This is a genomic window from Ruicaihuangia caeni (assembly GCF_040536845.1).
GTDB lineage: Bacteria > Actinomycetota > Actinomycetes > Actinomycetales > Microbacteriaceae > Ruicaihuangia > Ruicaihuangia caeni.
Window position 1 is genome coordinate 1,244,753 of the sequence record NZ_CP159582.1, and the last position, 13,508, is coordinate 1,258,260.

The 13,508-nt window shown below is 66.4% G+C and carries 14 protein-coding genes and 1 tRNA gene; 9 read left to right on the plus strand and 6 right to left on the minus strand.

From position 1 onward, the window contains the following. The first annotated feature begins 104 nt into the window (after window positions 1-104). Complete coding sequence (locus ABV606_RS05740; protein ID WP_353988703.1) at window positions 105-1,568, plus strand: MFS transporter; 1,464 nt, start codon at window positions 105-107, stop codon at window positions 1,566-1,568. Window positions 1,569-1,652: 84 nt separating this feature from the next. Continuing rightward, on the plus strand, window positions 1,653-2,078 hold the full coding sequence (locus tag ABV606_RS05745) for a MarR family transcriptional regulator (protein WP_353988704.1): 426 nt from the start codon (window positions 1,653-1,655) through the stop codon (window positions 2,076-2,078). 61 nt (window positions 2,079-2,139) lie between these two features. Here the strand turns inward: ABV606_RS05745 and ABV606_RS05750 are convergent, their stop codons facing one another. Continuing rightward, window positions 2,140-2,925 (minus strand): 2-keto-4-pentenoate hydratase, encoded by a 786-nt coding sequence (locus tag ABV606_RS05750; RefSeq protein WP_353988705.1) that lies wholly within the window; start codon window positions 2,923-2,925, stop codon window positions 2,140-2,142. Window positions 2,926-2,993: 68 nt separating this feature from the next. After that, complete coding sequence (locus tag ABV606_RS05755; RefSeq protein ID WP_281488825.1) at window positions 2,994-3,794, minus strand: IclR family transcriptional regulator; 801 nt, start codon at window positions 3,792-3,794, stop codon at window positions 2,994-2,996. 64 nt (window positions 3,795-3,858) lie between these two features. Between ABV606_RS05755 and ABV606_RS05760 the strand changes: the two genes are divergently transcribed. Then, window positions 3,859-4,818: an acetaldehyde dehydrogenase (acetylating) gene (locus ABV606_RS05760; RefSeq protein ID WP_353988706.1), complete on the plus strand. Its 960-nt coding sequence runs from the start codon at window positions 3,859-3,861 to the stop codon at window positions 4,816-4,818. Between the two features lie 3 nt (window positions 4,819-4,821). Beyond that, a complete protein-coding gene (gene dmpG, locus ABV606_RS05765; RefSeq protein ID WP_353988707.1) occupies window positions 4,822-5,868 on the plus strand; it encodes a 4-hydroxy-2-oxovalerate aldolase in 1,047 nt (348 codons plus the stop codon). Between the two features lie 111 nt (window positions 5,869-5,979). Here dmpG and dcd read toward each other — a convergent pair whose 3' ends face one another. Both dcd and ABV606_RS05775 read right to left on the minus strand, forming a co-directional pair. Continuing rightward, window positions 5,980-6,585: a dCTP deaminase gene (gene dcd / locus ABV606_RS05770; protein WP_353988785.1), complete on the minus strand. Its 606-nt coding sequence runs from the start codon at window positions 6,583-6,585 to the stop codon at window positions 5,980-5,982. An 89-nt stretch (window positions 6,586-6,674) separates the two neighbouring features. Then, window positions 6,675-7,430: an SDR family NAD(P)-dependent oxidoreductase gene (locus ABV606_RS05775; protein ID WP_353988708.1), complete on the minus strand. Its 756-nt coding sequence runs from the start codon at window positions 7,428-7,430 to the stop codon at window positions 6,675-6,677. A 132-nt stretch (window positions 7,431-7,562) separates the two neighbouring features. On the opposite strand from ABV606_RS05775, the gene ABV606_RS05780 reads away from it, so the two are divergent. Then, window positions 7,563-7,633: transfer RNA gene (locus tag ABV606_RS05780), tRNA-Gly, on the plus strand. Window positions 7,634-8,630: 997 nt separating this feature from the next. After that, window positions 8,631-9,641 (plus strand): TerC family protein, encoded by a 1,011-nt coding sequence (locus ABV606_RS05785; protein ID WP_353988709.1) that lies wholly within the window; start codon window positions 8,631-8,633, stop codon window positions 9,639-9,641. 103 nt (window positions 9,642-9,744) lie between these two features. On the opposite strand, the gene ABV606_RS05790 is transcribed toward ABV606_RS05785, so the two are convergent. Further along, entirely contained in the window at window positions 9,745-10,617 is an 873-nt protein-coding gene (locus ABV606_RS05790) for a universal stress protein (RefSeq protein ID WP_353988710.1), read from the minus strand. Between the two features lie 224 nt (window positions 10,618-10,841). Here ABV606_RS05790 and ABV606_RS05795 point away from each other — a divergent pair, with 224 nt between their 5' ends. Both ABV606_RS05795 and ABV606_RS05800 read left to right on the plus strand, forming a co-directional pair. Continuing rightward, window positions 10,842-11,318, plus strand: coding sequence for a hypothetical protein (locus ABV606_RS05795; protein ID WP_281488831.1), 477 nt, complete (start codon window positions 10,842-10,844; stop codon window positions 11,316-11,318). Window positions 11,319-11,552: 234 nt separating this feature from the next. After that, window positions 11,553-12,062 carry a DUF2231 domain-containing protein gene (locus ABV606_RS05800; RefSeq protein ID WP_353988711.1) on the plus strand — a complete coding sequence of 170 codons (510 nt, stop codon included), beginning with the start codon at window positions 11,553-11,555 and terminating at the stop codon, window positions 12,060-12,062. Between the two features lie 64 nt (window positions 12,063-12,126). On the opposite strand, the gene ABV606_RS05805 is transcribed toward ABV606_RS05800, so the two are convergent. Then, on the minus strand, window positions 12,127-12,888 hold the full coding sequence (locus ABV606_RS05805) for an MBL fold metallo-hydrolase (protein WP_353988712.1): 762 nt from the start codon (window positions 12,886-12,888) through the stop codon (window positions 12,127-12,129). A gap of 109 nt (window positions 12,889-12,997) precedes the next feature. Between ABV606_RS05805 and ABV606_RS05810 the strand changes: the two genes are divergently transcribed. Beyond that, window positions 12,998-13,435 (plus strand): hypothetical protein, encoded by a 438-nt coding sequence (locus ABV606_RS05810; RefSeq protein WP_353988713.1) that lies wholly within the window; start codon window positions 12,998-13,000, stop codon window positions 13,433-13,435. Window positions 13,436-13,508 lie beyond the last annotated feature (73 nt).

Consider the following 13,508-nt stretch of genomic DNA (forward strand, 5'->3'; position numbering starts at 1 on the left):
CATCAACCGCTCTCACCGCCACGTGCCATTCAGTGCCGTGGCGCGTAGCAGCCTTGCGCGCGCCGGTTCTCCTCCGGTTCACCAGGCGGCACTAGCTTGGCGATATGAGCCAGTCTCCCCAGCATCCGCGTCGCGCCGGCCATGATGCGGCGTCTTCCTCGTCACTGGTCGGAGGCGGGCGAACTGCCAATCCGCCCTCCGCGCAGAGCGGCGAGCAGGGCCGGGATGCCGCGCCTCGCAGCCGGGTGTTCGCCTGGGCGCTCTGGGACTGGGGTTCGGCTGCCTTCAACGCGGTGGTCACGACCTTCGTGTTCAGCACCTACCTCGCCAGTTCGCTGTTCGTCGACCCGGCCATCGTCGACGCCGCGGGTGAGAACGCGAAAGACCCGGCACTCGTCCGCGCGCTCGCCGATAACGCCAGTCTCGTCGGTGGCGGACTCGCCATCGCGGGCGTGCTGATCGCAGCCCTCGCACCCGTGATGGGCCAGCGCTCCGATGGCTCAGGCCGCCGCAAGTTCTGGCTCGGCGTGAACACCGCGCTGGTCGTGCTCGCGATGGCCGCGATGTTCTTCGTGCAGGGCGCCCCGTCGTACCTTGTGTTGGGGGCCGTCCTCCTCGCAGTCGGCAACGTCTTCTTCGAGTTCGCGAGCGTGAACTACAACGCGATGCTCGTGCAGGTCTCGACTCGCGACAATGTCGGAAAGATCTCCGGCTTCGGCTGGGGCATGGGCTACATCGGCGGCATCGTGCTGCTCGCGGTGCTCCTGCTGCTCTTCATCCAGGATCTCGGCGTCGGCGGGGGCCGAGGCGTGCTGGGCGTGACGACGGATGACGGGTTCAACGTGCGGCTCGCGGTGCTCGCCTCGGCGGTCTGGTTCGCACTGTTCGCACTGCCGGTGATGTTCAAGGTGCCCGAGATTCCCGCCCGCGAGCGCGAGAACCGGGTGGGGTTCCTCGCCTCCTACCGCGTGCTGTTCCGCACGATCGGCCAGCTGGCGAAGCGCAGCCCTCAAGTGCTGCTGTTCCTGCTCGCGAGCGCTGTGTTCCGTGACGGACTCGCCGGGGTCTTCACCTTCGGCGCCATCATCGCCGCCCAGGTGTTCGGGTTCAGCACGACCGAAGTGCTCTACTTCGCCGTGGCAGCCAACGTGGTCGCCGGTGCGGGCACCTTCATCGGCGGCTGGCTCGACGACAAGCTCGGCGCGAAGACGATCATCATGGGCTCACTCGTCGGGCTCGTCATCGCCGGCACCTCAGTGCTGTTCCTCGGAGACGGGAAGGGCGTCTTCTGGGTCGCCGGCCTCGCGCTCTGCCTCTTCGTCGGACCGGTGCAATCGGCGAGCCGCAGCTTCCTCAGCCGAATCACTCCACGAGGCCGCGAGGGCGAGCTCTTCGGGCTCTATGCCACAACCGGCAGGGCTGTGAGCTTCCTCGCCCCCACGCTGTTCGCGGTGTTCGTCGCCGTCACCGGCGACACCCGCTTCGGCATCCTGGGCATCGTGCTCGTACTGCTCGCGGGCCTGCTGCTCATGCTGCCGGTCAAGGCGAAGCAGTCGGAGCTCGTCTAGCTGGGCCAGTTCCGCTTATGAAGAACCGCACCGACCCTGAGCGGTTCTGCTGACACGGACCATCAGCCTCGTTAACCTGTGGCTATGACAGCGCAGTCACGACCGATCGGGTTCTGGTTGAAACTCGTCGACCGGTTGATCGACGACCGATTCATCACCGTGCTCGAAGAGCACGGCGTCACGCGGCGACAGTGGCAATTGCTGAACGTGCTCTCGGCCGGCGAGGCCGATGTGGCTCGCCTCGACGCTGCCGTGGCGCCGTTCATCGAGGGAGCCGAGGGCGAGTCGTCGGTCGAGCATCTGACCGAACTCATCGAGAGCGGCTGGGTGGGCGCCACTCAGGGCGGCTATGAGATCACGGAGCGTGGCTCGGTCGCCTTCGGCAGGCTCAGCGAGGTGGTGAGCCAGCTTCGGGATGACCTCGGGTCGGATGTCGACGAAGCCGACTACGACACGACGCTGCGCACGCTCGAGGCGATGGCGCGCAACCTCGGGTGGCGCGAAGACTGACGTCACCGAGGAGCCCCGCCGTCACGGGGCCCCGGCATCCGCGACCCCGCCGTGGTGGTGATCAGACGAAGCGGGCCGTGACCGGGCCGAGTACGCCGAAGTGCGCCGTCACTGTGTCGCCGGCGGATACCGCAACCGCGGCGCAGACCGATCCGGGCATCACGACTTCGCCTGCCTCGAGTGAGACCCCAAGTTGCCCGAGCGTGTTCGCAAGCCACACGAGCGACCCGATCGGCGATCCGAGCACGGCTCCGCCGGCGCCCGTGTCGACGACCGCGCCGTTCTTGGTGAGCACGCAACCCGTAGTGAAGAGGTCGATGTCGCGCAGTTCCACTGGCCTGGTGCCGAGTACGACGCCGCCCGAACTCGCGTTGTCGGCGATCGTGTCGACGAGGGTGATCTTCCAGTCGGCGATGCGCGAGTCGATGATCTCGATCGACGCGATCGCGTAGTCGACGGCCTGGATCGCCTCAGCGACCGTCACGCCCGGGCCGGCGAGCGGCTTCTTGAGCATGAACGAGATCTCAGGCTCCACCTTCGGGCTGATGAATCGGCTCGCCTCGATCGGCATCGAGTCGAGGTGGAACATGTCATCGAGCAGCACGCCGTAGTCGGGCTGGTCGACGCCGAGCTGCCGTTGCATCGCAAGCGAGGTGAGCCCGACCTTGCGCCCTCGGATCGTGCGTCCGGATGCCGTCCATGCCGCTACCTGGTGCTGCTGGATCGCGTACGCGTCGGCGACCTGCAGCCCTTCGACCGTGGAGGTGATCGGCGCTATGGGCTGCTTGCTGTCGTACGCGGCGAGCAGTGCGTCTCCGAGACGGGCGTGGTCGGTGCTGGCGGTCATGCGGTTGCGTTCTCTCTTCCTTGGGGCGCTGATCGCCGTCTGCGGCGACGGCGGTGTAATCGTCGGACTCAGGCGGTGCGGCGGTCGGCTTCGCGCGGGGTCTTCGGAGCGCGGTATCCGAGCCGGATCGAAAGCTGCTCGGCACCGTCTCGTACCGCCTCGACCCAGTGCTCCTGGGGCTGCTGCTCCCAGCGCGGCACGGGCACCGAGGTGCTGATGGCCGCGACGACGGCTCCACTCGCATCGCGCACGGGCGCGGCAACGCACGTCACGTTCTCGGCCGACTCCTCGCGCTCGAAGGCGACGCCGTCGTGGCGCACCTGTTCGAGTTGCGCTTCGAGTTCCGCGATGGTCCCGATCGAATTCGCGGTGAGCTTCGGCAGCCGAGTTCCGTCGGGAAAGAGCACTCGCACCTGGTCTGCGGTCAGCGCGGCGAGCAGGGCCTTGCCCAGCGCCGTCGCGTTGGCAGGCAGCGTCTTGCCGATGCTCGACGGCATGCGCACAATGTCCCTCGCCTCGATCTTGGCGAGATAGAAGACCTCGGCGCCCTGGCGGAGCGCGACGCTCACAGTCTCGCCCAGACGGTCCGACAGCATCCGGGCGACTTCGTTCGCTGCCGCCAACATGTCGAAACGTGCCGAATACGCGTTGCCGAGCTGCAGTAGGCGCACACCGAGCCGGAACACTCCCCGAGACTCGTCCTTCTCCAGGTATTCGCGCGCAACCAGCGTGTTGATGAGCTCGTGCACGCTCGTGCGCGGCAGCCCCGTGAGCTTCACGACCTCGGCAGCCGAGAGCTCGGTGTCGTCAGCGAGGAAGAGTTCGAGGATGTCGAACGTGCGCATGACTGCGGGGGTGAGCCTTGCCATGCGCACATGCTAGCATCCTGTCGATAGTTCGAACGGCTGTCGAAATATCGAACAAGGAGGCGCCATGGGCGGCAAAGCGACTGCGAACGCAGCCATCATCGGGTCGGGGAACATCGGTACCGACCTCATGATCAAGATCCTCCGCGGCAGCGGAACCCTCGCGATCAAGGCGCTGGTCGGAATCGACCCGCAGAGCGACGGACTCGCCAGAGCGCAGCGCCTCGGCGTCGAGGCGATCGCGACCGGCGTTGATGGCTTGATCGCGCATCCCGTCTTCGAAGAGATCGACATCGTGTTCGATGCCACCTCGGCCGGCGCCCACAAGGTCAACGCCGAGAAGCTGCTCGCCGCGAAGCCGTCGATTCGACTGCTCGATCTCACCCCCGCCGCGATCGGCCCGTATTGCGTGCCGGTGGTCAACCTCGAGGAGCACCTCGACGCGCCGAACCTCAACATGGTCACCTGCGGCGGCCAGGCGACGATTCCGATCGTGGCTGCCGTATCGAGTGTGACGAAGGTCGCCTACGCCGAGATCGTCGCGTCGATCGCCAGCAGATCGGCCGGGCCGGGCACGCGCGCCAATATCGACGAGTTCACGGAGACCACCTCCGCCGCCATCGAGTCGATCGGGGGCGCCCAGAAGGGCAAGGCCATCATCGTGCTGAACCCGGCCGAGCCTCCGTTGATGATGCGCGACACCGTGTTCACGCTCTCGGAGCCCGCCGACCAGCACGCCATCGAAGCGGCGATCGAGCAGATGGTCGCCGAAGTCAACCAGTATGTGCCGGGCTACCGCCTCAAGCAGCAGGTGCAGTTTGAACTCATCGATGTGCCGGTCAACATTCCGGGCGTCGGTCAGTTCTCGGGTCTCAAGACCAGTGTCTTCCTCGAGGTCGAGGGTGCGGCGCACTACCTGCCGGCGTATGCCGGAAACCTCGACATCATGACGTCGGCAGCGCTGCGCACCGCCGAGACGATCGCTCAACGCGCGGAGTCGCGCCGCAGCACGCAGGAGGTGGCCTGAGCCATGTTCAACCGCAACACGTTCAACCCCGCGAGCGACAAGCTCTTCATCTCCGACGTCACTCTGCGCGACGGCAGTCACGCGGTGCGGCATCAGTACAGCGTGCAGAACGTGCGCGACATCGTCGCCGCGCTCGACAAGGCGGGCGTCGACAGCGTGGAGGTCGCGCACGGTGACGGGCTCAACGGCTCGAGCGTGAACTACGGCTTCGCCGCGCACTCCGATGTCGAGTGGATCGAGGCCGCGGCTGAGGTCGCTGACCGAATCGCGATCGCGACACTGCTGCTGCCAGGAGTCGGTACCATCCACGATCTCAAGCGGGCGGCATCCGCAGGCGTGAGCTACGTGCGCATCGCGACGCACTGCACGGAGGCTGACGTCTCGGCGCAGCACATCGAGACCGCGCGCGAGATCGGCCTCAACACCACCGGCTTCCTGATGATGAGCGCCATGACCCCTGCGGCCGAGCTCGCCAAGCAGGCGAAGCTGATGGAGAGCTACGGCGCGCAATGCGTCTACGTCGTCGACTCGTCAGGCGCCCAGACCATGGACGACGTCACCGACCGCGTGAACGCGATGCGCGATGTGCTCGAGCCGACCACCGAGATCGGCATCCACGCGCACCACAATCTCTCGCTCGGTGTCGCGAACAGTGTCGCCGCCGTGAAGGCGGGCGCGAACCGCGTCGATGCAAGCCTCACGGGCATGGGGGCCGGCGCCGGCAACGCGCCACTCGAGGTGTTCATCGCGGTCGCCGACAAGCTGGGTTGGGTGCACGGCACCGACCTTTTCGCCCTCATGGATGCCGCCGACGACATCGTGCGGCCGCTGCAGGTGCGACCGGTGCAGGTCGACCGCGAGACGCTGGGCCTCGGCTACGCGGGGGTCTACTCGTCGTTCCTGCTGCACGCCGAGCGCGCGTCGGCGCGTTACGGCATCCCGACGATCGAAATCCTGATGGAGCTCGGAAAGCGCAAGATGGTCGGCGGTCAGGAGGACATGATCGTCGACGTGGCGCTCGACCTCATCAAGCAACGCGAGGCTGCGTAGCCGCAGCCTCACCAACTGTCGTGGGGACTGGCCCACGGCTCATTGCGAAAGCGCTCTCGCCTCGGCGGGGGCGCTTTCGTGTGTGCCTCGGTGCGGCCGCGTCGCCCTTGCTCAGTTGCCGCGGCTGCCGGCGTCGGTGACCGAGACGTCGGTGCGGTGGAAGTTCTTGTACGAGCGCGATGCGGTGGGCCCGCGCTGGCCGTGGTACCGGCTCGAGTACACGCTCGAGCCGTAGGGGTGCTCGGCCGCCGAGCTCAGCCTGAAGAAGCAGAGCTGGCCGATCTTCATGCCCGGCCAGAGCTTGATGGGCAGGGTCGCCACATTGCTGAGCTCGAGCGTCACGTGCCCCGAGAAGCCGGGGTCGATGAACCCGGCTGTCGAGTGCGTCAGCAGCCCGAGGCGCCCGAGCGAGCTCTTGCCCTCGAGCCTGGCGGCGACGTCGTCGGGCAGGGTCACCTGCTCGAACGTGGAGGCGAGCACGAACTCGCCCGGGTGCAGCACGAATGACTCGGTCGCGTCGACCTCAACCAGTCGCGTGAGCTCCGGCTGGTCTTCTGCAGGGTCGATATAGGGGTACTTGTGGTTGTCGAAGAGTCGGAAGAAGCGGTCGAGGCGCACGTCGACGCTCGACGGTTGCACCATTCCGAGGTCGAGCGGTTCGAGCGCGATGCGCGACGCGGCGATCTCGGCCTTGATGTCTCTGTCACTGAGCAGCACGCAGCCAGAATATGCGACCGGCGGTGGCCAGCGCTGAGGGGTGACGGATGCCGCGGCGAGCGCCAGCATCCGTCACCGTGCGATTGCGGTCAGACGGTCGTGTAGCCGCCATCGACGACGACGTACGCGCCCGTCATGAACGAGGCTCTGTCGGAGAGCAGGAACGTCGCGACACTCGCGACCTCCTCGGCTCGGCCGAGACGACCAAGCGGATGCTTGGCCTTGAGCCCGGTGAGGATCTCTGCCGGGGCGGACTGCAGGAGCGGCGTGTCGATGTACCCCGGGCCGATCGCATTGATGCGAAGTCCCTGTGGCCCGTACTCGGCTGCCGCGTTCTTGGTGAGCCCCACAACGCCGTGCTTCGCCGCGGTGTACGCGGAGTTGCCGAGCGCGGCGACCATGCCGTGGATCGACGCCATGTTCACGATCGCGCTGTTCTCGGCCCCGGCTTTGAGCATTTCAGGGATCTGGTAGCGCATGCCGTAGAGCACACCGTTGAGGTTGATGTCGATCACACGGTTCCAGTCCTCGAGGTCGACTTCGCCCGTCGGTGCGTTGGCGCCGCCGATGCCCGCGTTGTTCACCGCGAAATGCAGCGCCCCGAAGGTGTCGACCGCGAATCTCACCGATTTCTCACTGTCTTCCGCTCTCGCGGTGTCTGCTTGGAGGGGTTCGGCCTTGCCGCCGGCGGCCTTCACCTCGTCGGCCACCCGGGTGGCCGCGTCGAGCTTGATGTCGGTCACGACGACGCTCGCGCCGTGCTTCGCAAGATCCTTGACGATCGCCTCGCCGAGGCCGGAACCGCCGCCGGTGACGAGAGCGACCTTGCCTTCGAAGTGGTTCATTGTGCGCTTCTCCTGTTCACTCTGGTGAGCGCCGTTCGGCGTCGCTCCCACTCTGGGCCGGATGCGTCATGTTGGCGACCGAACAGCGGCGATCAGTAAGATGAACCCGCGCCGCTCTTCTCAGAGCGACTCGGGGATGTAGTTCAATGGCAGAACTTCTGCTTCCCAAGCAGACAGCGCGGGTTCGATTCCCGTCATCCCCTCAACGCCCTGACGTGCCGCCGAAGGCGGTGCGGCAGAGCGTTCGTGCATGCTGCGAATCGAACCCCTGGGTGGGCCCACGCCGCCGGTTCCGGCGCGTCGCGCAGCGACGTGGCGGCCGTGCGGTGGGGACGATTCCCGTCATCCCCTCGGAAGAACGAAGGTCGCCCTTGTGGCGGCCTTCGTTGTTTCGAGAGACAGGCAGGGCAATCGAACTGAGCCCGGAGGCGGAGCCGCAGGGCGAAGGCTCCCGTCATCCCCTCAACGCCCTGACGTGCCGCCGAAGGCGGTGCGGCAGGGCGTTCGTGCATGCTGCGAATCGAACCCGTGGGTGGGCCCACGCCGCCGGTTCCGGCGCGTCGCGCAGCGACGTGGCGGCCGTGCGGTGGGGACGATTCCCGTCATCCCCTCGGAAGAACGAAGGTCGCCCTTGTGGCGGCCTTCGTTGGTTGTTTCGAGAGACAGGCAGGGCAATCGAACTGAGCCCGGAGGCGGAGCCGCAGGGGGAAGGCTCCCGTCATCCCCTCAACGCCCTGACGTGCCGCCGAAGGCGGTGCGGCAGGGCGTTCGTGCATGCTGCGAATCGAACCCGTGGGTGGGCCCACGCCGCCGGTTCCGGCGCGTCGCGCAGCGACGTGGCGGCCGAGCGGTGGGGACGATTCCCGTCATCCCCTCGGAAGAACGAAGGTCGCCCTTGTGGCGGCCTTCGTTGGTTGTTTCGAGAGACAGGCAGGGCAATCGAACTGAGCCCGGAGGCGGAGCCGCAGGGGGAAGGCTCCCGTCATCCCCTCAACGCCCTGACGTGCCGCCGGTGCGACCAGCGCATTCCGTTCAGCAAACTTCCAACGGATGCCTTTACCCTTTGAAGTCCAAGGGGAGTACTCCGGCACGGTCGCTCGTCATTACGGATGCACGTCGCATCCCGGGCCATCGGTTCCTGCTCGAAGGAATGGAGAAGACCTTGGCGTCGAGTTGTTCACGCCAGGTTTGGAGCTTTCTTTGAACGTCACCCCACTCGTTTGGATCATCACGGTCGGCGTCACGATCGCCTTCTTCATCTACGAGTTCTTCGCCCACGTGCGCAAGCCCCACGAGCCGACGGTCGGCGAGTCGGCTCGATGGTCAGCGTTCTACATCGTTCTCGCGCTCCTCTTCGGCGTCGGCATCGGCGTGGTGTCCGGCTGGACGTACGGCGGTGAGTACTTCGCGGGCTACCTGACCGAGAAGGCGCTGTCGGTCGACAATCTCTTCGTCTTCCTCATCGTGATGACGAGCTTCGCCGTGCCGAAGATCTATCAGCAGAAAGTGCTGATGATCGGCATCGTCATCGCGCTGATCCTGCGCGGCGTCTTCATCGCGGTCGGTGCCGCGCTGATCGAGAACTTCTCCTGGGTCTTCTACGTATTCGGTGCTCTGCTGCTGTTCCTCGCCTATCGGCAGGCGTTCGCGCACGGCGGTTCCGACCTCGTCGACGGCAGGTTCATGCGTTTCGTCCGCCGTCATCTTCCAGTGACGAACGAGTACCACGGTGACCGGCTCACGGTGCGAAAGGACGGCAGGCGCTGGGTGACGCCGATGCTGCTCACCATCGTCGCCATCGGCTTCGTCGACCTCATCTTCGCGATCGACTCGATCCCGGCGATCTACGGGCTCACCGAGGAGGCCTACATCGTCTTCACCGCCAACGTGTTCGCGCTGATGGGGTTGCGGCAGCTCTTCTTCCTGATCGGCGGTCTGCTCGAGCGACTCGTGTATCTCGCTCAGGGGTTGGCGGTCATCCTGGGCTTCATCGGCGTGAAGCTGCTGATCCACGCCCTGCACAAGAACGAGTTGCCGTTCATCAACGGCGGGGAGCCGATCACGGTGATTCCCGAGATCCCGATCTGGCTATCACTGCTGTTCATCGTGGCGACGATCGCGGTGGCGACCGCCGCCAGCCTCATCAAGACCCGAGCCGACCGCCGCCGACCGATCGCCGAACGGCCGTCGGCTATCGACCCCGATGAATAGTTCAGGGCCCGCTGATGCTCCTCGGATCACAGCCCTTCCTAAGCCCTGGTTCGAACCGGCAAGATCTCTAGTGCCGCTGACGGGGAGTCCCAGCCCTCTCGACTCAACTCTGGTGCGGCGCGGGCACCACAAGCACGGGTCGGTGCGCGTGGTGGAGTACCGCCTTGGCGACGCTGCCAAGGAGAAGTTCCCGGCTGGCCGACCGGCCACGGGACCCAACCACGATCGCCGCCGCACCTCGCTTCGTCGCGTACTCGCCGATCGCCTCGGCGACGGCTCGCGCGCTCCCCGGGAGGCCGCGGAGCGGGATGTGGACGCTCTCCTGATCGTCACCGCTGGTCGCCTCGCGCTCGGTAGGGGACTCGGCGGTGACGCGCAACATCTCGCGGCCAGTGAACAACCTCGCGGCAGTTGCCGCTGCCGCTTCAGCGCCGGGTGAACCGTCGGACGCGATCAATATCGGGCCGGCATCCATGGCGGCCCACTCGGAGGTAGTGAGGGGGAATGGAACGACCAGAACCGGCACCTGGCTGACGTGCGCCACGACATCGGACGTGCTGCCGAGCACCGCGCGCGCACCGCTAAGCCCCCGGGACCCCATGGCCATCAAGTCGAACCCGCTCTTTTCAGCGATTCCGGCGAGCTGGTACCCCGCGTTGTACGAGCGCTCAACCAGCTGATCGGCATGCCATCCTGCTGCGCGGGTCAGCGTGGCCCCCTGCCCGACGACACGTTCCGCTTCGGCGCGGCCTTCGTGTTCGATGAGGTCGACGAGACCAGCGACGGATTTCGTCCTTCCCGCCAGCCGCTCCCGCAACTCGAGCGACGCGAAGGGCGGGTCCCACAGGTGGACGACCGTCGCCGACGCTCCCGGAATCAGACGCGCGGCGGACTCGACCGCGTCCATGGCGCTTCGAGATGCGTCATAGCAGAAGAGGACGCGCGTCCGTCCGGGACTTGCTTCATTGGTCGCCATCCGATCCTCTTTCCTCTCGACCCAATGATCCAAGTTCCGACTGGCGGGTCCAGGGCAAAGGTCCCGTCTCGCTGAACGATCACCACGCTCCGGCGAGCGCGCCGGGGCATCGACAACCTCACCGGGTTCATGACCGCGACGTTGTCGACGGAATCGATAGGGGCTTGCGGGGCCTCGTCGGTGTCGCCGGCCAGATGACGCTGAGTGTTACGCTCTTCAGCGCAATGCGAGAGCTCCGAGTCCCCAAGCGCAGAACCCCAGTGGAGTTGGTTCTCGCCGACGGCACCCATCGAAACGTGCTGGTCTTCCTGGCCGAATCGGCTGCTCGGCATTCGGGCCCCGAACGCCTGTCTGATCTCCTCGATGGCGAGTCCGAATTCATCCCCGCCGTCGACGCCTCGACGGATGCAGTGTTCTTCCTGAGCTGCCAGTCAGTCGCTGTGGCGCGCGTCGATTCCTCGGTGGAGGGAGACGATGTGGGCCAGCACACCGTCTCAACCGAGCATGAAGTTGAACTCACGCTCGTCGGAGGCGTGAAGCTACGAGGGCTCGTCGCATACGTCATGCCGCCGGACCGTTCGCGGCTCACCGACTACCTCAACTCGGAATCGCGCTTCATCAAGCTGATCGAGCAAGACGCGGTCGCGCTCATCAACAAGCAGCAGGTCGCCCTAGTCGAAGCGCTCGAATCGACCCGCTGACCTGAGCCCGTCCCGGCATGCGCCGAAGGGCCGGACGAGTGGCGCGCCTGCCGGCTCATTCGATTCCGCGCTTGAGGAACGACCCACTTCGGCTTCCGCATCAGCGCCAGCCGAGCGAGTGACGGCCGACCATGGCCGAACCATCGCGGGCGGCCTATCCTGTGAGCACATTCACGGAACTGGACGCCCGGGTCTTCCGCGCATGGTCTCATCGGCGAGGCTATTGGAGGAGTCGTGGAAACAAACGCCACACCGCTGCAACAAGCAAAGCGCCCGCGCACCGCACTTGCCGGTCCCTACGGGCACCCGTTCCATCCGATCCTCGTCACGATTCCGATCGGTGCGTGGATCTCGAGCCTGATCTTCGCGCTGTTCGCCCTGTTCGGCGATGACGACGAGGTCTGGGTGCAGGGCAGTCAGCTGCTGATCGCCATCGGCGTGATCATGGCGGTGGTCGCCGCGATCTTCGGTCTCATGGATCTCTCGGTCATTCCGAGCGGGACGCCGGCCAAGAGGACCGCGTTCACGCATATGGCGCTCAACCTCACGGTTGTAGCGCTGTTCGTGGTCGCCTACATCATCCAGGCGGTCAGCGGAGTCGACGACCTGAACATCGCCTCGTTCGTGCTGGTGATTCTCGCGCTTGCCCTCCTGACGGTTTCAGGCTGGCTGGGCGGCAAGCTCGCGTACCACTATGGCGTTCGAGTAGCTGCCGAGGAAACGCAGGTGGAGGGCTACCGCTGAGGTCGGCGGCGCCGGGCATGCGGAAGGGTGCGCCCCGCCGCATCCGTCTGCGAGCAGCGGCCGATCATGACGGTCCGGCGGCGAAGGCCTGGCGGCAGGCTTCCCGGATGCCGCCAGGGAACGGGTCACCGTGGCCCGGAAGCACCAGCGACGCATCGGTTCCCTCCATACGCTCCAAGGTGCGAAGCGCCATCGGAGAGTCGGCCGTGGCCGCGCCGGCGACGATGCGGGGGCCGCGCTCACCGGTATAGGGATCGAGCGTCACGATGGCGTCGCCGGTGATGATGGCGTCGCGCCCAGGGAAGTGCAGCGCACAGTGGCCGTACGTGTGCCCCGGCGTGTGAATCAGCTCGGGAGAGCCGGGGAGCGCCGAAGCGGTTTCAGGGGTGAGATCGAACGCCTCGCTGACTCCCTTCACCATGAGCGCTCCAGCGACCGCCATTCGCGCGAGCGAGGGCAGACCACCCGGATGCGTCAAGGGGAAGAGCGCACGGCTCTTCTCGTGCCGGTACGTATAGGGATGCCTGACGAGCCGCGCATCGTTCTTGTGCACGTAGACGGGAACTCCCGCCGCTCGAAGTCGCTCTGCATTGCCGACATGGTCGAAATGACCGTGCGTCAGCACCAACGCCTCGAGCCGCTCGGCGCGCAACCCGAGATACTCGAGGCCCGCGCTCAGGAGTGGCCACATGCCCGGCAGGCCGGCGTCGATGACCATGCCGCGGTGGCCGTCCTGCACGATGAACGCGTTCACGTCGGCGTGCTGAATCATATGGATGCCGGGCGCGATGTTCTTTCGCACCACCGGTCGTGTGAATCTTGTCATCGTCGACCTCCCGCCCCGGCACCGTCACGCGGGACGTCACCCGCACGGTACGGCAGCCCTTGAGGCGCGACAAGGCCGCCGGGAGCAGAATGCGCTCGGAGGTGCCGGCATGCCAACCGTCAGCGCAGTATCCCGAGCCCATGGGCTGTTCAACTTGATTGCCGGGGTCTGGCCGCTCCTGCACATGCGCAGCTTCGTGGCCATCACTGGGCCCAAGACCGACTACTGGCTCGTGCGCACTGTGGCCCTCCTGCTCATCGCGATCGGGTCGACCCAACTGGCGCCGACTCCAAGCGTCGCGAAAGGCGCGGCCGCATCCTCGAAGCGAGGCGGGCCCCGACATCCTGACGTTTCGACTTCCGCGCCGCAGCCGGCGCGGCGACTCGGCCTCCTCACCGCTGCAGGCCTCTGCGCGATCGACGTGATCTACGCCGCGCGTCGCCGCATCAGCGTGGTCTACCTGCTCGACGCGGCGTTCGAGCTGGGGTGGATCGCACTGTGGCTGTCGACCAGTCGGCGACGCAAGCCGCGGTCTCGGCGACGATAGGCGCGGTCTCGACGAACAAGGTAGCCGGCTGCGGAGCGCGGGCCGCGGCGCCCTCGAGAGCGGTAGCGACCGA

Coding starts and splice junctions, on each gene's coding strand:
- ABV606_RS05740 (WP_353988703.1), top strand. CDS start 105: ATGAGCCAGTCTCCCCAGCATCCGCGTCGCGCCGGCCATGATGCGGCG.
- ABV606_RS05745 (WP_353988704.1), top strand. CDS start 1,653: ATGACAGCGCAGTCACGACCGATCGGGTTCTGGTTGAAACTCGTCGAC.
- ABV606_RS05750 (WP_353988705.1), bottom strand. CDS start 2,925: ATGACCGCCAGCACCGACCACGCCCGTCTCGGAGACGCACTGCTCGCC.
- ABV606_RS05755 (WP_281488825.1), bottom strand. CDS start 3,794: ATGGCAAGGCTCACCCCCGCAGTCATGCGCACGTTCGACATCCTCGAA.
- ABV606_RS05760 (WP_353988706.1), top strand. CDS start 3,859: ATGGGCGGCAAAGCGACTGCGAACGCAGCCATCATCGGGTCGGGGAAC.
- dmpG (WP_353988707.1), top strand. CDS start 4,822: ATGTTCAACCGCAACACGTTCAACCCCGCGAGCGACAAGCTCTTCATC.
- ABV606_RS05775 (WP_353988708.1), bottom strand. CDS start 7,430: ATGAACCACTTCGAAGGCAAGGTCGCTCTCGTCACCGGCGGCGGTTCC.
- ABV606_RS05790 (WP_353988710.1), bottom strand. CDS start 10,617: ATGGCGACCAATGAAGCAAGTCCCGGACGGACGCGCGTCCTCTTCTGC.
- ABV606_RS05795 (WP_281488831.1), top strand. CDS start 10,842: ATGCGAGAGCTCCGAGTCCCCAAGCGCAGAACCCCAGTGGAGTTGGTT.
- ABV606_RS05805 (WP_353988712.1), bottom strand. CDS start 12,888: ATGACAAGATTCACACGACCGGTGGTGCGAAAGAACATCGCGCCCGGC.
- ABV606_RS05810 (WP_353988713.1), top strand. CDS start 12,998: ATGCCAACCGTCAGCGCAGTATCCCGAGCCCATGGGCTGTTCAACTTG.